Annotated in this window: 16 protein-coding genes and 1 pseudogene; 7 read left to right on the top strand and 10 right to left on the bottom strand. The window is 56.3% G+C overall.

Translation table 11 applies throughout. From position 1 onward, the window contains the following. Positions 1-2 precede the first annotated feature (2 nt). From nhoA to RT197_RS03075, 3 genes are all read right to left on the bottom strand, one after another. Complete coding sequence (gene nhoA, locus RT197_RS03085) at positions 3-848, bottom strand: N-hydroxyarylamine O-acetyltransferase (RefSeq protein WP_312947097.1); 846 nt, start codon at positions 846-848, stop codon at positions 3-5. A gap of 90 nt (positions 849-938) precedes the next feature. After that, positions 939-1166: a tautomerase PptA gene (pptA, locus tag RT197_RS03080; protein WP_312947095.1), complete on the bottom strand. Its 228-nt coding sequence runs from the start codon at positions 1164-1166 to the stop codon at positions 939-941. Positions 1167-1226: 60 nt separating this feature from the next. Further along, positions 1227-2231, bottom strand: coding sequence for a LacI family DNA-binding transcriptional regulator (locus RT197_RS03075; protein WP_312947094.1), 1005 nt, complete (start codon positions 2229-2231; stop codon positions 1227-1229). A gap of 317 nt (positions 2232-2548) precedes the next feature. On the opposite strand from RT197_RS03075, the gene RT197_RS03070 reads away from it, so the two are divergent. Together RT197_RS03070 and RT197_RS03065 are read left to right on the top strand one after the other, a co-directional pair. After that, positions 2549-3745 (top strand): L-talarate/galactarate dehydratase, encoded by a 1197-nt coding sequence (locus RT197_RS03070; protein ID WP_312947092.1) that lies wholly within the window; start codon positions 2549-2551, stop codon positions 3743-3745. 77 nt (positions 3746-3822) lie between these two features. Beyond that, positions 3823-5133, top strand: coding sequence for an MFS transporter (locus RT197_RS03065; protein WP_312947090.1), 1311 nt, complete (start codon positions 3823-3825; stop codon positions 5131-5133). Positions 5134-5196: 63 nt separating this feature from the next. On the opposite strand, the gene RT197_RS03060 is transcribed toward RT197_RS03065, so the two are convergent. Together RT197_RS03060 and RT197_RS03055 are read right to left on the bottom strand one after the other, a co-directional pair. Beyond that, a complete protein-coding gene (locus RT197_RS03060) occupies positions 5197-6318 on the bottom strand; it encodes an amidohydrolase (protein WP_312947089.1) in 1122 nt (373 codons plus the stop codon). A gap of 23 nt (positions 6319-6341) precedes the next feature. Next, positions 6342-6446, bottom strand: a pseudogene (locus RT197_RS03055) (alkane 1-monooxygenase); the annotation flags it as partial. A gap of 455 nt (positions 6447-6901) precedes the next feature. Here RT197_RS03055 and RT197_RS03050 point away from each other — a divergent pair. Continuing rightward, positions 6902-8437, top strand: coding sequence for a PAS domain-containing methyl-accepting chemotaxis protein (locus tag RT197_RS03050; RefSeq protein ID WP_312947088.1), 1536 nt, complete (start codon positions 6902-6904; stop codon positions 8435-8437). A gap of 170 nt (positions 8438-8607) precedes the next feature. Further along, complete coding sequence (gene ansP, locus RT197_RS03045) at positions 8608-10098, top strand: L-asparagine permease (RefSeq protein ID WP_312947087.1); 1491 nt, start codon at positions 8608-8610, stop codon at positions 10096-10098. Positions 10099-10262: 164 nt separating this feature from the next. Here the strand turns inward: ansP and RT197_RS03040 are convergent, their stop codons facing one another. Then, positions 10263-11324 (bottom strand): YncE family protein, encoded by a 1062-nt coding sequence (locus RT197_RS03040; RefSeq protein ID WP_312947086.1) that lies wholly within the window; start codon positions 11322-11324, stop codon positions 10263-10265. Between the two features lie 257 nt (positions 11325-11581). Here RT197_RS03040 and pqqU point away from each other — a divergent pair, with 257 nt between their 5' ends. After that, entirely contained in the window at positions 11582-13693 is a 2112-nt protein-coding gene (gene pqqU / locus RT197_RS03035; protein WP_312947085.1) for a TonB-dependent receptor PqqU, read from the top strand. A 42-nt stretch (positions 13694-13735) separates the two neighbouring features. On the opposite strand, the gene RT197_RS03030 is transcribed toward pqqU, so the two are convergent. The 3 genes from RT197_RS03030 to RT197_RS03020 all read right to left on the bottom strand — a co-directional run bounded on the left by RT197_RS03030 (position 13736) and on the right by RT197_RS03020 (position 17742). Next, complete coding sequence (locus RT197_RS03030; protein WP_312947084.1) at positions 13736-15646, bottom strand: methyl-accepting chemotaxis protein; 1911 nt, start codon at positions 15644-15646, stop codon at positions 13736-13738. A gap of 138 nt (positions 15647-15784) precedes the next feature. Then, positions 15785-16444, bottom strand: a complete 660-nt coding sequence (locus tag RT197_RS03025) for a GntR family transcriptional regulator (protein ID WP_312947083.1) — start codon at positions 16442-16444, stop codon at positions 15785-15787. Between the two features lie 260 nt (positions 16445-16704). Beyond that, positions 16705-17742, bottom strand: a complete 1038-nt coding sequence (locus tag RT197_RS03020; RefSeq protein WP_312947081.1) for an NADP-dependent oxidoreductase — start codon at positions 17740-17742, stop codon at positions 16705-16707. A 167-nt stretch (positions 17743-17909) separates the two neighbouring features. Between RT197_RS03020 and RT197_RS03015 the strand changes: the two genes are divergently transcribed. Continuing rightward, on the top strand, positions 17910-18428 hold the full coding sequence (locus tag RT197_RS03015; RefSeq protein WP_312947080.1) for an N-acetyltransferase family protein: 519 nt from the start codon (positions 17910-17912) through the stop codon (positions 18426-18428). Continuing rightward, positions 18425-18874, top strand: coding sequence for a DMT family transporter (locus RT197_RS03010; protein WP_312947079.1), 450 nt, complete (start codon positions 18425-18427; stop codon positions 18872-18874). The genes RT197_RS03015 and RT197_RS03010 overlap by 4 nt, the downstream gene beginning before the upstream one ends. A 4-nt stretch (positions 18875-18878) precedes the next feature. Here the strand turns inward: RT197_RS03010 and RT197_RS03005 are convergent, their stop codons facing one another. Next, entirely contained in the window at positions 18879-19112 is a 234-nt protein-coding gene (locus tag RT197_RS03005; RefSeq protein ID WP_312947077.1) for a DUF2526 family protein, read from the bottom strand. Between the last annotated feature and the right edge of the window lie 7 nt (positions 19113-19119).

Here is a 19119-nt window from a genome sequence, read left to right as displayed (position 1 = left end):
CGCTACTTACCCGCCTGCGGATGGGTATCAAAACCGGCCATCACCTCTGCCAGCGCCTGCTCACTGAAACCATAGCGCGGATCGCTGACGCCCAGCGCAAAGCGCTCCTGAAGCACCGCGTACAGCGCCGCCACATCCGGCAGCGTGGTCTGCTCAACGACTTGCTCATCCTGCCAGTGGGTGAAGTGAAAATTGGTCAGCGTCAGTTTACCGCCGTCCGGCAAATGACGGCACATCAGCAGATGATGCAAAAAATGCGATTGCGGCCAGTGGGCGGACCAGAAATTGCCCATCATAAAATCAGACTGAAACTGTTCGCTTAAATCAAAGCGGTACATCGACTCCCAGCGCTGATGATGCCAGAACTGTAAGATCCAGCTCTCGTCCTGACGCTGTAATCGGTAGCGACCGTGTGGCGTCTTCTGCTCGACATCCGCCACCAGCCGAATCGGCGCGGTCAGCGTCTGACTGCCGAAGCCGACGTCGGCGATCCACGCTTCCCCTTCCAGCGTCACCAGCAGCAGTCGGTGAGTACGCGGCGGCATCTGCGGTGGATGCGTCAGGATCACCCGCCCCAGCAAACTCCGCACGCGAAAGCCCGCCTCGGTCAGCGCCCGCTCAAACAGGCCATTTTGTTCAAAGCAGTAGCCGCCACGTCGGGCAGTAATCAGTTTATCTTCCAGCGATTGCTCATCAAGCTGGATCTCGCCGGGCAGCAGGACATCCAGATTTTCGAACGGAATGGTGCAGTTGTGCCGCAAATGCAGCGCCCGCAGGGTTTCAATATTGGCTTCAGGCGATCCGTCCCAGTCCAGCCGGGACAGGTACGCGCGTAAAAACGGGGTCATTGCTGGCTCCTGTCACAGGTTTATTCTTTTATAGCCTGAATTCTGCGGCCCATGGGCGATTTTGTGCCATCCGAATCTACAGACAGGGGGTTACATCTTGTACTCAGGCTTTTTGATCAGCTCATCCATTTGCGGCGCAATTTCACTGTTCCAGACCTGCTGCCACGCCTCTGGTTCGACCTGATTCAGCGCAATGCTGATCGACCCTTCTTTACTTTGCAGATGACGAACAATCGCGGCGGTGATATCCGCCGCCAGCGCGGATTTTTGTTCATCGGTCAGCTCACGGGGAAAACATTTAATATCAACGTGCGGCATAGTGTGCTCCAGAGTGATTGAAATGAAACCTTAGCATAGCCAGCAGCCAGGCATTTACCATTACGCCGACTCGCGCTCAATTAACTGAAAGCCAATATCGACAATGCTTTCCGCCACCGGATGGCCCTCAATACGATCTGCCAGCAGCGTCGCCGCCTGGCAACCAATCGCCCGTCGGTCTACGCTGACGGTGGTGATTGACGGTCGGTTGCTGGCGGCAAAATCCAGATCGCCAAAGCCCATCACCGCCAGATCCCCATTGATGCGCATTCCCCGGCTTTCAGCTTCCATAATAGCCCCCTGCGCGAGGGTATCCGAGCTGCAAACAATCACGTCATATTCGCCCTGCGCCAGCAGCGCCGTCAGACCGCTGCGCCCCAGCGCCAGCGAGGCGGGAAGCGGGACATCAACCTGTGCAGGCTCGCCGATACCATAGCGGTTCAGCACATCGCACAGTCCATGGCGGCGCTGTTCCGCACGGCGGTCGGCGGTCCAGAGTAATCCGGGGCGACGATAGCCTTTGCGGTACAGGTATTCCCCGGTTGCCGCGCCGATCTTCTCGTGGGAAAACCCCACCAGCATATCCAGTGGCGTGGGCGTTAAATCCCAGATTTCGACCACCGGGATCGCCGCATTAAGAATAATTTTCTTCAGTTCCGGCGAGTGATGAATACCGGTCAGCACCACCCCATCCGGGCGGCGGGAGAGCAGCGTTGAAACCAGTTCAGATTCGTTGTGCTGGGTGTATCCGGCCACACACAGCAGCATATGATAACCGCGCAGGGCAAGGGTATCGCTCAGGGTCTGAATAGTATCGACGAACATATTGTTATTAATTTGCGGAACCACCACCGCAATCAGCCGACTGCGCCGCGAGGCCAGCCCTCCCGCCAGGGCATTGGGAATGTACCCCGTTACCCGCACCGCCTGGAGCACCTTCTCGACCGTTTTCGGACGCACCAGGCCGGGCGTATTCAGCGCGCGGCTGACCGTCATTGAGGAAAGGCCAGCAGTACGAGCCACATCCTCAAGCGTGGGTGCGCGCGTCGGTTTCACACTTTTCACGACAAAGCCCTTTCACAGATTATTGTTTTATTCAGCGCATTATTGATGATGCACCGTCCCATTACCAGACACCGACCGTTTTCAGGCATAAAATCAACACGTTAACTTCGCTCAAAACCTGGTAAATGTTATCGCTATCATTGATGGTTGGGCATTATACCAAAGAGATTTGGATCGTGACCTGCTCTGCAAAATTACGTCGGTTTTCACCGCTAATTGTGATCGACTGTCCATAAATGCAGCGCGCCAGTAGTCATTTTTACGGGCTGGATATACAAATGTTAGCGCAAACATTTTAATTCACCCAGGAGAAAAAAATGACCCTAAGCGCCAACTCTGATGCCGTCTCCTACGCTCATGTTAGCGGTGTCAAAACCGCTGCTGAAACCGGCGACCGTATTGAATGGGTAAAACTGTCCCTCGCCTTCCTGCCGCTGGCGACCCCGGTCAGCGATGCGAAAGTCCTCACCGGACGGCAGAAACCACTGACCGAAGTAGCGATCATCATCGCTGAAATCCGCAGCCGCGACGGCTTTGAAGGCGTTGGTTTCAGCTATTCCAAACGCGCGGGTGGCCAGGGGATCTACGCCCATGCCAAAGAAATCGCCGATAACCTGCTGGGAGAAGATCCGAACGATATCGATAAAATCTACAGCAAGCTGCTGTGGGCGGGCGCGTCGGTGGGCCGCAGCGGTATGGCGGTGCAGGCCATCTCCCCTCTCGACATCGCGCTGTGGGACATGAAAGCGAAACGCGCGGGCCTGCCGCTGGCAAAACTGCTTGGCTCACACCGCGACTCGGTGCAGTGCTACAACACCTCCGGCGGATTTCTGCACACCCCGCTGGATCAGGTGCTGAAGAATGTGGTCATCTCCCAGGAAAACGGCATCGGCGGCATCAAGCTGAAGGTCGGCCAGCCGAACACCGCCGAAGATATCCGTCGTCTGACCGCCGTGCGTAAAGAACTGGGCGATGATTTCCCGCTGATGGTGGATGCCAACCAGCAATGGGACCGCGAAACGGCGATCCGCATGGGGCGCAAAATGGAACAGTTCAACCTGATCTGGATCGAAGAGCCGCTTGACGCCTATGACGTGGAAGGCCACGCCCAGCTCGCCGCCGCGCTGGATACGCCAATTGCTACCGGCGAAATGCTCACCAGCTTCCGCGAGCATGAACAGCTGATCCTCGGCAACGCCAGCGACTACGTGCAGCCGGATGCGCCGCGCGTCGGCGGGATCTCCCCATTCCTGAAAATTATGGATTTGGCCGCCAAACACGGGCGCAAGCTGGCTCCGCACTTCGCGATGGAAGTTCACCTGCATCTTTCCGCCGCCTACCCCCTGGAGCCGTGGCTGGAGCATTTCGAATGGCTGAATCCGCTGTTCAACGAGCAACTGGAACTGCGCGACGGGAGGATGTGGATCTCTGAACGCCACGGCCTCGGCTTTACGATCAGTGAGCAGGCCCGCCGCTGGACGCAGCTCACCTGTGAATTCGGCAAACGTCCCTGATACTCCCGGCGGGAGGCAACCTCCCGCCCTTACACTACCCTACAGCATAAGAATTCAACCCTGTTAAGGAGTTGGCAATGAAGACCATGATAAAACGCACCCGAGTGCGTTACGGCATTCTTATTTTTTTATTTCTGGCTACCGTATTTAATTACGCCGACCGCGCGACGCTCTCTGTCGTCGCGCCGATTATGAGTAAAGAATTAGGCTTCGACGCAGAAGATTTAGGACTGGCTTTTTCGGTATTTGGTATTTCCTACGTCATCATGCAAATACCCGGCGGCTGGCTGCTGGATAAATACGGTTCACGGATGGTCTACGGCATTGCACTCATTGCCTGGTCACTGATCACCATGTTCCAGGGCACGATTTATCTGTTTGCCAGCCCGCTGATTGTACTGGTGATTTTGCGCCTGATGATGGGAGCTATCGAAGCTCCGGCGTTTCCGGCGAACAGTCGCCTGAGCGTGCAGTGGTTTCCGAATAAAGAGCGCGGCTTTGTCACGTCGGTTTATCAGGCAGCGCAGTATATTTCGCTCGGTATTATTACACCGCTGATGACTATTATTCTGCATAACCTGAGCTGGCACTATGTGTTTTATTATATTGGCGCTATCGGCGTGGTGCTGGGGATATTCTGGCTGATTAAAGTGCGCGATCCCCTGAATCACCCGAAAATTAACCAGCAGGAGATGGATTATATTCGCGCAGGCGGCGGTGAGCCGGAACTGGGCACCAAAAAAGACCAGCCCAAACTGACCCTCGCGCAAATCAAAAGCGTTTGCGTCAACCGGATGATGATCGGCGTGTATATCGGCCAGTTCTGTGTCACCTCTATTACCTGGTTTTTCCTGACCTGGTTTCCCACCTATTTGTATGAAGCCAAAGGGATGTCGATCCTCAAGGTGGGCTTTGTCGCCAGTATTCCGGCTATCGCCGGGTTTATCGGCGGGCTGCTGGGCGGTGTCTTCTCCGACTGGCTGCTACGACGTGGCTACAGCCTGACCACCGCCCGCAAATTCCCGGTGATCTGCGGAATGCTGCTTTCCTGCGTGATTGTTCTCGCCAATTACACCTCGTCAGAAGTGGTGGTGATTGGCGCAATGAGTCTCGCGTTTTTTGCGAAAGGCTTTGGCAATCTTGGCTGGTGCGTGCTGAGCGATACCTCGCCAAAAGAAGTGCTCGGCATTGCGGGCGGCGTGTTCAACATGTGCGGAAATATGGCGAGCATCATCACGCCACTGGTGATTGGGGTGATTATCGCCAACACCCATTCGTTTGATTACGCCATTTTGTACGTGGGTTCAATGGGGCTGATCGGGTTGTTCTCCTACCTGTTTATTGTCGGCCCGTTAGATCGTATTACGCTGACGCCATCGGCGGCATGATCCTGATATGGCGGACTTTCGCCACGCTGTTCCGAAACCGTACTCCTTCGGAACAGCGTTTTTTTACGCCTGCTGTAAGGCACGTTCTGCCAGCCCGGCGAAATAGTACGCGGCGGGGGCGATTAACGCTTCGTCCGGGTCGAACGCCGGATGGTGCAGGCCAAATTCACTGGCGCTGCCAATGCTGACGAACGCGCCGGGAATATGCTGGAGATAAACGGCGAAGTCTTCACCGCCCATATGCAGTTCGGCATGTTCAGTCTGATAACCGGCACGCTGCGCTTCTTCAAAGGCGAAGGCGGTCCAGCGCTCATCGTTGACCAGCGCCGTCGGCCCGGCGTACCAGGTAACGTCGATTTGTGCGCCAAAGGCCTGGGCAAATCCGGCGGCGATTTCACTGACCCGTTTTTTAACGCGCTGCTGAACCGCCACCTGATGGGTGCGCAGAGTGCCTTCCAGCTCGACGCTTTCCGGCAGCACGTTCCAGGTATTGCCGCCCTGAATGCGTGTCACGCTGAGCACCACCGAATCCAGAGAATTCACCTCGCGACTGGCGACGCTTTGCAGGGCGGTCACTAACTGGCTGGCGAGCAGGATCGCATCGCGGCCTTCGTGCGGCCTGGCGGCGTGCGCGCCCTTTCCGGTGACGCGGATGACAAAACGATCCACGTTGGCATAAAACGCCCCGCCACGGGTGGCGAAATGCCCCACCGGCAGCCCCGGCTCGTTATGCATCCCAAAAATGGCAGAAACGCCGTCCAGCACGCCAGCGCGGATCAGCGCTTTCGCGCCGCCGAAATTCTCTTCCGCTGGCTGAAATAAAATCCGTACCCGGCCAGGCAACTGCTGTTCTCTTTCCTTCAGCAGCAGCGCCGCACCGAGCATGACGCTACTGTGAACGTCATGACCGCAGGCATGCATCACTCCCGCATTGCGCGAGCGAAACGGCAGCCTGGTGGCTTCTTCAATCGGCAGGGCATCGATATCCGCCCGCAGCGCTATCACCTTCTCCCCCGCGCCAATTTCCGCTACCACCCCGGTTTTCAGATCGTAGGGCAGCAGGCGAATATGCCCGCTTTGCAACCAGTCGCGCAGGCGGCCGGTGGTCGCCACCTCTTCCAGCGACAGCTCCGGGTACTGATGCAACTCGCGCCGCCAGTCGATTAACTGCTGGGCGAAACTCATGGCAGTACCTCCCCGACGTTTTGCGCCTGCGCTTGTTGCGCCGGTGTTAACGTTTTTGCCAGCGCCTGGATGACGGTTTCACCGTCCGTAATCGGGTTTTTATCCAGCATACTGAGTCGCCAGGACATGTTGCACTCTCATTTTTATTAACATCTCTGCATTATTAAAAACCTTCTGGGCATATGAGAAACAATTTATTTACATTTGCACTGCTGAAAATTGAATATGCGCGCCCGCCGTTTCGCTGTTCCAAAGGTTAAGCCACGCTTAAATGAGGTGTCGGATGCGCTAAATCCCCGGCCATCAGAATTCACCAGCAATTGCGCTATGGAAAATAAATCACAGCGTGGATTTTATTTAAGTCACGACAAGACACCGCCTGTGGGATTATTTTTTTGACTGTGTGACCCTGTAATGACAATGCGGCAGTTAAGCGACAGAAAATATTTAGCACTGCCTCTTTCCGCCCCGCCGGGTTTAGTAGAGAATGCAGCCGTTGAAGAATATATCTTTATAAAAACGACGCCCTCACCAGGAACGGGCGCATTACCCCTTTCTGTTTTTATTCATCAGGGAGTTATCAATGAAGAGTAACACTCCTGTTACACAAAATGAGTATTTACTCAACGCCGACGCGACCTTAATGTCGACGACGGATATACACAGCCATATTACTTACGCCAACTCAGCGTTTATTCAGGCCAGTGGCTTTCGTGATGCCCAGCTTATCGGCGAGCCGCATAATCTGATCCGCCATCCTGACATGCCCCCCGCCGCCTTTGCCGATATGTGGTTTACCATTCAGCAAGGGGAAAGCTGGACCGGGCTGGTTAAAAATCGCCGCCAGAACGGGGATCATTACTGGGTTCGCGCAAATGTTACGCCAGTATGGCATGACGATCGGTTACGCGGTTATATCTCGGTGCGCAATGTTCCCACCCGTGAGGAAATAAACGCCAGCGACGCGCTTTACCAGCAGATCAATCGCCAGCGTTTAACCAGCTTTCGTTTTTATAAAGGCGTGCTGGTCCGTCGTGGCCTGTTTTCTTTTTTATCATTATTTAAAAAACTCAGCGTGGCGAGCCGGATTAATGTCTCCCTGCTTGCGGCGGCTATTCTGGCATTAGCGGTGATCAATAGTTCCTTAAATAACGCAGGCCAGTCCGCACTTATCATGTTGCTTTTTATTTTACTGGCTATTTATCTTAAGTATCAGCTGAGTCAGCCACTTAAGAAAATCGTTAACCAGATGCAGAAAATCGTCTCCGGGCGCAAAACCGACTATTTCCATTTTGACCGGGTGGATGAAATAGGCATGATGATGCGGCTGGTGAATCAGTCGGGATTAAATCTTAATTCGCTGGTGGATGACGTCAGCACGCAAATCGCCGGGATTGGACAAATCAGCCAGCGGGTCAGCGACCAGGGCGTGGCGCTGCATCGCCGCTCGGAAGAAACCGCCGCCGATTTGCAGCAGACGGCGGCGGCAGTCGAGGAAATTGCCAGCGCCGTCGAGCAAACCGCAGAAACCGCCCGTGAAACCATGACCATGGCCGAAAACACCAGCGCCAGCGCCACCGAAAGCGGCAGCATCATGAAACGCACCCTGGAGATGATGCATACCATCTCGCACGATCACGTGCAAATCGTCGATATTATTGCGGTCATCGACAGCATCGCTTTCCAGACCAACATTCTGGCGCTCAACGCAGCGGTTGAAGCGGCCAGAGCGGGCACCTCCGGGCGCGGTTTTGCGGTGGTGGCCGCCGAGGTAAGGCATCTGGCGCAGCATTCCGCCACCGCCGCCAAAGAAATCAAAACGCTGATCGAGAAAAACGTCGCCAACGTTCACAGCGGCGTGGATATGGTGGCGCGAACCGAAACGCATCTGCGGGCGATGATCGACAACGTGCTGCAAATGGCTTCGCGGATCACCGAAATGGGCCACGCCACCCAGGAGCAAATGCTGGCGCTGAATCTGATCAACGAATCCCTCTCCCGCATCGGCATTATGACCCAGGATAATGCGGTGATGGTGGGCCGGGCCAGCGAAGCGGCGGAAGAGCTGACCACCCGCACGTCGCGCCTGCACCAGGCGATTCAGGTCTTCGGCGGTTAGTCATTCATCCGCACTTTACGCTCTTGCCAGGATGAGTGTAGGATGCTTCGCCATGTCAGATTTTATCTCTTCTTCAGAATAATGAGAAAAGCCTGACGGCATGTCGTCAGGCCAGGTTTTTACCTCGCGGGCGACATCAGCACATTCAGACAGGTAAAACAGGAAAATGCATGAACAAAAGTAGCCATACTGCGGCGGAGCAACATGCTGCCAAACGCCGCTGGTTGAACTCGCACGAAGAGGGATACCACAAAGCGATGGGCAACCGTCAGGTGCAGATGATCGCCATCGGCGGCGCAATCGGCACCGGTCTGTTTTTAGGGGCCGGTGCGCGGTTACAGATGGCGGGGCCGTCGCTGGCGATCGTCTATCTGGTCTGCGGGATCTTCTCGTTTTTTATCTTACGCGCGCTGGGTGAACTGGTCTTACACCGCCCTTCCAGCGGCAGTTTCGTCTCCTACGCCCGTGAGTTTCTCGGTGAAAAAGCCGCTTTCGTGGCGGGCTGGATGTACTTCATCAACTGGGCGATGACCGGCATTGTCGATATCACCGCCGTGGCGCTGTATATGCACTACTGGGGCGCGTTTGGCGATGTCCCGCAATGGGTCTTTGCCCTCGGCGCGCTGGCGATTGTTGGCACCATGAACATGATCGGCGTTAAATGGTTCGCCGAAATGGAGTTCTGGTTTGCGCTGATCAAAGTGCTGGCTATCGTGGTCTTTCTGGTGGTCGGCACCGTCTTTCTCGGCAGCGGTAAACCGCTCGACGGCGGCAGCACCGGCTTTCATTTGATCACCGATAACGGCGGCTTCTTCCCGCACGGTTTGCTGCCCGCGCTGGTGCTGGTTCAGGGCGTGGTATTTGCCTTCGCCTCTATCGAACTGGTCGGCACGGCGGCTGGCGAATGCAAAGATCCGCAGACGATGGTGCCCAAAGCCATTAACAGCGTGATCTGGCGTATCGGCCTGTTCTACGTTGGCTCGGTGGTTCTGCTGGTACTGCTGCTGCCGTGGAATGCCTACCAGGCTGGGCAAAGCCCGTTCGTGACCTTCTTCTCGAAGCTGGGGATGCCATACATCGGCAGCATTATGAATATCGTGGTGCTCACCGCCGCGCTGTCGAGCTTAAACTCTGGCCTGTACAGCACCGGACGTATTCTGCGCTCGATGTCGATGGGCGGATCCGCGCCGAAATTTATGTCGAAGATGAGCCGTCAGCACGTCCCTTACGCGGGCATTCTGGCAACGCTCGGCATTTACGTGATCGGCGTGTTTCTTAACTACCTGGTTCCGTCGCAGGTGTTTGAGATCGTCCTCAACGTCGCTTCGCTGGGCATCATCGCATCCTGGGCGTTTATCGTGGTTTGTCAGATGAAACTGCGCCAGGCCATTAAAGAAGGTAAAACCCCGGCCGTCGGCTTTAAAATGCCCGGCGCACCGATCACCTCATGGCTGACGCTGCTGTTTCTGTTCAGCGTGCTGGTTCTGATGGCCTTCGACTACCCGAACGGGACATACACCATCGGCTCGATTCCGCTGATTGCGGTCCTGCTGGTCGCGGGCTGGTTTGGCGTGCGTAAGCGGGTGCAGGAAATTCACCGTCTGGCCCCTGACCATCAGCCGGTCAGCGACGTCATCCTGAAGGAAAAAACCTCTCACTAAGCACTCATGCCAGTCAGTGGCTTAACTGACTGGCATTTTTTGATCGTGATACCGCCTTTCTTTCGTCACTACCAACCCGGACAGTTCCTCTCCCCGGAGAGACAGGGGGAAAGTATGTGCTGCGGCTCCCCCTTCAGCCCACCGGGTTAGCGCCGGGCTCTCTCTTACAGCGCGATGCGGATCACATCATCCGGCTGGGTCGCTTCTTTCTCGCGGGTCGATTCCTGCTTCACCGTCACATACAGCGTCTGACCATCGGCAGACAGCGCCAGGCTGTTCGGGAAGGTCGGCGTGGCGAACGTTTTGACGACCTTATTGGTTTTGCCATCGATCACGCTGACCTGACCGGCCTTCCGGTGGGTCACATAGGCTTCGTTACGCGCCGGGTTAAACAGCACCGCCAGCGATTCCGGGGCGTCGATCTTCGCAGTGACCTTGCCATCACGGGTATCGACCACCAGCACCTGCGGCTGTTTTGAGTCGGTAATAAACGCGCGCTGACCTTTTACGTCGAGGCTGATGTTGAGCAACATATGCTCTTTGCCATCGTCGAGCAGTTTCTTACGGCTGAGGATTTTATTCGTGCCCGTATCGATGGTAATCAGCTCGCCATCGGCATTGGTAACGTACAGACGTTTCGCCGCCGCATCCAGCGCCAGCCCGGTGCCCATCGCGCCAGTACTGGTAATGGTGGTTTTCAGCTTCAGCGTTTTCCCATCCACCACCCAGACCACGCTCTCTTTACCGAGGCCAGTGATATACACGGTGTTGGTGGTTTCATCGGCCACCAGCTCGCGCGGCTGAAGCGGACGGAACGTTTCCATGCGTTTGCGGGCATCCAGCACCACGCGGCCTTTGACCTCGCCGGTTTTCGCATCCACCGCCGTGACCGCGCCGTCAGTGGTATTACCTAACCACAGCGTCTGGCTCTGATTATCAATGGCGGCACCGAACGGTTTGAGATCGCTGTGAATGGCCTGGGTGATGTCCAGGGTGGTCGGATCGAGACGGTAAATCACCCCGCCCTTATCCGTTTTACGGCTTTGCACGGTGGCGACCCACAGCGCATTTTCCTGCGGGCTGACGGCCATTTCATACGCGCCTTTAGCAACAGGTTTGCGCAGCAGTTCTTCAGCGGCGTGGAGGTTGAAGCTTCCGGCCAGCAGCAGAGACGTTAACAGCAATGAACGGCGCAGACGCGGCGCGGACAGATGACGTAAAGACATGACGACTCCCTTTGATGAGCAAAATGATTACCGCTACACAGGCTTCCACGGGCGTAATCATGGTTACACCCTGTTATAAATGAGAATAGTAATCATTATTCTGATGAATGTGGAGCGTTAATTTTCCGCTTTCCGCCAAAAAGTGATTTCCTTCGTATACTTACACTTAACCTAATGTGCCGTTTTGATTTTCAAATATTTACAAAAGAATTAACATAACGGCGTAAATTCTTTTTTTTGCTGTAAAGAGCCCTTTAATGAAAATCCTGCGTGTTCGTCAGGCTGCGCTTCCGGCGCTGCTGCTCCCTGCCATTCTCCTGCCCGCCTTCGCCGTTGCGGCGCAGGACGGAACGTTAATCGTCACCGCCACCCCGCACGCGGTATCTGAGCTGGATACCCCCGCCGCCGTCAGCGTGGTTAACGGGGACGAAATGCGCCATGCCGCGCCGCGAGTCAATCTTTCAGAATCGCTCGGCGCGGTGCCCGGTTTGCAGGTACAGAATCGGCAGAACTACGCGCAGGATCTGCAATTGTCGATTCGCGGATTTGGCGCGCGCTCCACCTTCGGCGTGCGCGGCCTGCGGCTGTATGTGGACGGCATCCCTGCCACCATGCCGGACGGTCAGGGACAAACCTCAAATATTGATATCAACAGTGTGGAAAGCGTGGACGTGCTGCGCGGCCCGTTCTCGGCGCTGTACGGCAACTCCTCCGGCGGGGTGATGAATATCACCACCCAGACCGGCGAACAGCCCGCCACCATTGAAGCCAGCAGCTATTACGGCAGCTACGGTAGCTGGCGCTACGGCCTGAAAGCCACCGGCGCCGTGGGCGACGGCACCCAGCCAGGCGACGTTGACTACACCGTCTCAGGCAGCCGCTTTGCCACCCACGGCTATCGCGATCACAGCGGCGCGCGTAAAAATCTCGGCAATGCGAAACTGGGCGTGCGGATTGATGACGTCAGCAAGCTCACCCTGCTGCTTAATAGCGTGGACATCACCGCCAACGACGCGGGCGGTTTAAGTCAGGCGGAATGGCGCGCCGATCCGCGTCAGTCGCCGCGCGGCGATCAGTATAATACCCGCAAAGACACCCGGCAGACGCAGGCCGGGCTGCGCTATGAGCGCCAGCTTAGCCAAAATGACGATCTCAGCGTGATGATGTACGCGGGCGAACGTGAAACCACTCAGTACCAGTCCATTCCGCGTGCGCCGCAGCTTAATCCTGGTCATGCGGGCGGGGTGATCAACCTGAGCCGTAACTATCAGGGCATTGATACCCGCTGGACCCATCGCGGTGAGCTGGGGGTGCCGGTCACCTTCACCACCGGGCTGGATTACGAAAATATGAGCGAAAATCGCAAAGGCTACGAGAACTTTGTGATGGTCAACGGCGCGCCGGACTATGGCGAAAAAGGCGCGCTGCGCCGCGACGAACGCAACCTGATGTGGAACCTCGATCCCTATCTGCAAACGAGCTGGCAGTTAAGCGAGCAGTGGTCGCTGGATGCGGGCGTGCGTTACAGTTCGGTGTGGTTTGACTCCAACGATCATTACGTCACCCCCGCCAACGGCGATGACAGCGGCGACGCCAGCTACCACAAATGGCTTCCGGCAGGCTCGTTAAAATACGCGGTGACCGACGCATGGAACCTCTATCTCTCCGCCGGGCGCGGTTTTGAAACGCCCACCATCAACGAATTATCCTACCGTTCCGATAACCAGAGCGGCCTGAATTTTAATCTTAAGCCTTCCACCAATGACACCGTGGAAATCGGCAGCAAAACCCGCATCGGCAACGGCCTGCTCACCGCCGCGCTGTTCCAGACCGACACCGACGATGAAATTGTGGTGGACGCCAGCAGCGGCGGACGCACCAGCTACAAAAACGCCGGGAAAACCCGTCGTCAGGGGGCGGAACTGGCGCTGGATCAGCAGTTCGCCGAAAACTGGCGGGCGAAGGCTTCCTGGACCTGGCTGGATGCGACCTACCGCAGTAACGTCTGCGGTGCAAACGACTGTAACGGCAACCGGATGCCGGGTATCGCGCGCAATATGGGTTTCGCCTCACTGGGCTATGAACCGGAATCGGGCTGGTACGCGGGCAGCGATATTCGCTACCTGAGCGATATCATGGCCGACGACGAAAACAGCGCCAAAGCGCCGTCATGGACCGTAGTCGGACTGAATACCGGCTATAAATTCAACTATGGACACTGGATGATGGATATCTTCGGGCGGGTGGATAACCTGTTTGACCGCGAGTATGCCGGCTCGGTGATCGTCAACGAATCTAACGGTCGCTACTACGAACCGGCGCCGGGACGTAACTACGGAGTGGGATTATCGGTCGGCTGGCAGTTCTGAGGTGAAAAAACTCCCGGCGACGCCTGCCACCGGGAGGGAATATCAGAACGTTGTCCAGTTCGCTTGCGGTACCGCACCCGCCGCCGTCACCGACTGACGCGCAGCGCGTGCTACGCGGGCGCTGTCGTCCAGACGAAACGCGGTCACCAGTTCCTCCAGCACCCGCGCCTGCTCTTCCAGCGATCCCGCCGCCAGCGATGAGGCGTTAACCAGCGTCGCATTTTGCTGGGTGGTACTGTCCAGCTCCGACACCGCGCGGGCAATCTGCTCAATGCCCCGGCTCTGTTCTTCCGAAGCGGAAGAAATCTCGCCCATAATATCGTTCACGCGGGTGACAGAATGCACCACCTGCTCCATCGTCTGTCCGGCTTTGGCGACCAGATTGCTGCCGGTATCAATACGTGACACCGATTCGGCAATCAGATGCTCGATATCTTTTGCGGCCTGCGAGCTGCGCTGGGAAAGGCTGCGCACTTCGCTGGCGACCACCGCAAAACCGCGCCCCTGCTCGCCGGCACGCGCGGCTTCCACCGCCGCGTTGAGCGCCAGAATATTGGTCTGGAAGGCGATGCTGTTAATCACAGCGGTAATGTCGGCGATTTTCCGCGAACTGGTGTTGATATCGCCCATGGTGGCGACCATATCGCGCATCACGTTGCCGCCCTGGCTCGCAGTCTGCGAGGCTTCGGCGGCAAGTTTACTGGCATGACGCGCGTTATCGGCGTTGTTTTTCACCGTGGCGGTCAGTTGCTCCATGCTGGCGGCGGTCTGTACCACGGCGGCGGCCTGCTGTTCCGTGCGTGATGAAAGATCGGTATTGCCGTCGGCTATTTCCGACGCGGCGCTGGTAACGCGCGTGACACTGTAACGCACCTCGCCAATCATCGCCCGTAGCTTATCGTTCATCACCCCCATCGCGGCGGTGAGTTTGCCGAATTCATCATTGCTGCGTGCCTGAATGGTGGCGCTCAGGTCGCCGCTGGCAATGCGTTCGGCAAGCTGAAGATTCTCGCGTACCGGACGGGTGATTTGCCGCGTCACCCACCAGGAAACCGCAATGCCCAGCAGAATGGCGATAAGCCCGACCAGCGCGGCGATGGTGGACGAGGTATTGGCAAGGCTGTCGTTATGCGTTTTCACCAGCGCGATAATGTCTTTAATGGCGGCGCTGGCACGATCGCCTGCCGTTTTGACATTGTCTTCTGCCGCACGCAGATCCTGTACCGACTGATAGTAAAACAGGCTGTTATCGCGGTAGCTGGTGCTTTCATCCCACAGGGAACGCAACTGGGTTTGCGCCTCTTCCGGCAGTAGCGGCAGTAGCGTTTGCACCACGCTTTGCGTCGCTGCCGACTGTTTATCCAGCGCGTCACGCGCGTCGGGGCTGGCGTTAAAACGCAGCGCCAGCGCGCGGTCGCGTAAATTACCCATCGCAAACAGCGCGTCGTAAAGCTGGTAGCTCAGGGTGGCGTCTTCCAGCGGCGTGCGCATCAGGGCGGTATAACGGGACTGGAGATCCTCATTGCCGGTCGCCTCCAGCGCAGAACGCAGGCCGACCAGCGTGGTGGTGGATTTTTGCATTGCGGCAACGCTGGTTTTGAATTCTTCCAGATGCCCGGCCATCCTGTCGATAACGGCTTTCTCCTGCGCCGTCCACTCCAGCGCCTGTGCCGATGCGGTCAGTTGCGCCGCATGGTTCACGTAGTCCGCCATCACCTGCCCGGATTTGCTGTCGCTGCTGTAGAAATACTTCAGGCGATTGATTTTGGCCTGGAACACTTCGATATTGATGTTGTAGATAAGGTTGGTTTTTTCGTAAACGTCGCGGATCTCACGAAAGCGGATGACGCTAAGCGTCGTGGCGACGGCAACCAGCAAGAGCACCACCCCAAAGCCGGTGGCGAGTTTTTTACTGATGGTAATATTACGTAATCGTTGGCGAAAACCGGACATTCCGAACTCCCTGGATAACAAAGTGACAAACGTAATGCATTCCTTGTTATCGGCAGGGTTTTCGCTTAATTCAGCAGGATACGAATAAAAACGTATTCGCTCCCGCATAACGGGAGCGAGATCACATAATATTTTCTTTTAACGCAAATACTGGTTCTTCACCAGCGAAACGCCTTCATCAATCGCCCGACATACGGCATCAGAACTGGCCTCATTATCTTTATGTTCGAGCGCCAGAATGAGATCCTGATAGTCAAACTGACTGGAGGATATATTCTCCGGCTGCGGATAAAGATAATTAAATCCTGGCCCGATTCTGATCCATAGCTGCTCAATAAGCGCATACAGCGTCGGCATTTTTGCGTATTCGTACAGCCGGAAACGGAATTTATGATGCGCGCGCAGCGCCTGTTCAACGTTCCCCGCCTGGCGATGTTCAACGAACGCCTCGCACAAATGGCGGAGTTCCCTGATATTTTCCGACGTCACCTGGGCGGCAGCCATTGCGGCGGCCATGCCTTCCAGGTTTTTACGAATGTGATTAATTTCATCATAACGCTCAAGGGTAAGCTGCGGTACCAGAAAAGCCTGCGCTGGTGTGGCTGTCAGCGCGCCGGAAGAGACCAGACGCAGCAACGCTTCACGCACAGGAGTGATACTGGTCCCCAGCTGATTCGCAATCTCCTTAGTTATCAGTCGCGCACCGGGTTTCAACGCACCAATGATCAATGCACTCTTCAGACTTACTTCCACCTGCATGGTAAGACTCATGCGGTGGGCTTTCTCCAGATCAAGCATTTGTATTTCCTGTTGCCATCATTACTTAAGTCAATTAGGCGGGCACAACCCTGCGGTTGCCCCTCACAAAACGTATATCCGTGTCGCGTTCTGGTGTTGGAAATAAAATGCAATGGTAACTGCCAATGATTATCAATTATGTTATTAAGAATTTAAGCCGGACAACATGTCGTCCACATTGCCCGGCTCTCTTTAATTAAATACGTTTTGCAAAAATTTGCACGAAAATATTCGACAGTTTTTCTGCCACCTGAAGAATATTATTCTTCAGGCGAGACGCGGATAACAACTTTGCCAAAATTTTTGCCTTGCAGCAAACCAAAGAAGGTTTGCGGCGCGTTTTCCAGCCCGTCAGTGATTTCTTCGCGGTAGTGGATTTTACCCGTGTTCACCCACTTGCCCATTTGCTGGCGAAACTCATCCAGGCGATGACCGTAGTCCTGGGCGATGATAAAGCCCTGCACGCGCATCCGCTTTTTAAGGATGGTCCCCATCAGCAGCGACAGGCGATCCGGCCCTTCCGGCAGATCGGTGGCGTTGTAACCACTTACCAGACCGCAGACCGGCACACGGGCGGAGGTGTTGAACAGCGGCAGCACGGCGTCAAACACTTTGCCGCCGACGTTTTCGTAGTAAATATCGATACCGTCAGGACAGGCAGCGGCTAACTGGTCGGCGAAATCGTCGGCGCGATGATCGAGACAGGCATCAAATCCCAGCACCTCAACCGCATAACGGCACTTCTCGCTGCCGCCCGCCACGCCGACAACCCGGCAGCCTTTCAGTTTGCCAATTTGCCCGACGGTAGCGCCCACCGGCCCGGTGGCAGCAGCCACCACCAGCGTCTCGCCGTCCTTCGGCTGCCCGATATCCAGCAGCCCCATATACGCGGTAAAGCCTGGCATCCCAAGAATGCCCAGCGCCCATGACGGATGCTTCAGACTGGCGTCGAGTTTCACCAGTCCTTTACCGTCAGAAAGGTCATATTTCTGCCAGCCGCTGTAGCCCAGCACCCAGTCGCCCTCGGCAAAATCAGGATGATTCGACTGTTCAACGCGGCTGACGGTGCCGCCGACCATCACTGCGCCAATCTCGACCGGCGGCGAATAGGAAGGCTGGTCGCTCATGCGCCCACGCATATACGGGTCGAGCGACAGATACACCGTGCGCAGCAGAAGCTGCCCCTCGCCCGGCGCGGCGACTTCGTTCTCTTCCAGGCGGAAGTTTTCGGCGACCGGCGCGCCGTGCGGACGGGATGCCAGAACCCAGCGGCGATTACGTTGCGGTTGTTGACTCATTAAGCACTCCTTATGGTTTACACCTTGTTGAATACTAGATCGCCCTGCCTGACAGCGCTTCACTTTCTGCCGCTTTAAGGCGATTCCGGCAAAAAAGTAACGACAACCACGCGCCCGCTGTTGTAATAATAACGCTCTGTTTGTGAATTAATTTCTTGAGGTTAATCATGTCTCTTCGTTACGCCTGTCAGGACGACTGCGCGGCCATTGCCGAAATTTATAACCATGCGGTGCTGCATACGGCGGCTATCTGGAACGATAAAACCGTCGATACCGATAACCGCATTGCGTGGTATGAGGCTCGCAAAATCGCGGGTTATCCGGTGCTGGTGAGCGAGGAAAACGGCGTGGTCACCGGTTACGCCTCGTTCGGCGACTGGCGCGCGTTTGACGGCTTCCGTCTTACGGTGGAGCATTCGGTCTACGTTCACCCGGATCACCAGGGTAAAGGACTCGGCGAAGCACTGCTGCGTCAGTTGATCGTTGAAGCGCAGCGCATCGGTAAACATGTCATGATTGCGGGCATTGAGTCGCAAAATCAGGCGTCGTTACATCTGCACGGCAAATTAGGCTTTGTCACCACCGCGCAAATGCCGCAGGTGGGCATGAAATTCGGGCGCTGGCTGGATCTGACGTTTATGCAGCTTCAGCTTGACCAGCGCAGCGAGCCGGACGCCCGCGCATGAATCAGACCCTTACCCTCGCCTTTCTGGTTGCGGCGGGCATCGGGCTGGTGGTGCAAAACACCCTGATGGTGCGCATCACCCAGTCCTCTTCCACCATTCTTATCGCCATGCTGCTTAACTCGCTGGTGGGCATCGTGCTGTTTGTCAGCATTCTGCTGATTAAATACGGCTTTGCTGGCTTTCACGAGCTGGCGGCGAACGTGCGCTGGTGGACGGTGATCCCCGGCCTGCTGGGGTCGTTTTTTGTTTTCGCCAGCATCAGCGGTTATCAGTATGTCGGCGCGGCGACCACCATTGCAGTACTGGTTGCCAGCCAGCTTATCGGCGGTCTGGTGCTGGATATTGTCAGAAGTCACGGTCTGGCGTGGCGGGCACTGGTTGGCCCGGTATGCGGCGCGGTATTACTGGTGATCGGCGCCTGGCTGATTGCCAGACGCCAGTTCTGAAGACTTACAGGATCGTGCCGCCTTTGGTCAACGTTTCGCGGCGCGCTTCCTGCACTTCCTTATGCTGTTGCCCATGATGCGCAATGGCGTTACGTAGCCGCTGCTGCTCGGTATAGCGATCTTCACGGCTCAGCTCGCGGTCTTCGCTCAGTTCAACCAGCAGCTCGTTCATATGGCTAATCACGCTTTCCGCAATCGTTGCGGCCACGCGGGCGCGAACGTCATCCAGGTGCGACATACTTCCT

The sequence above is a fragment of the Superficieibacter sp. genome (assembly GCF_032071645.1).
In the GTDB taxonomy this organism is placed as follows: Bacteria; Pseudomonadota; Gammaproteobacteria; order Enterobacterales; family Enterobacteriaceae; genus Superficieibacter.
The sequence above is the reverse complement of the archived record's forward strand: the minus strand, read 5'-3'. Positions and strand labels throughout refer to the sequence as shown.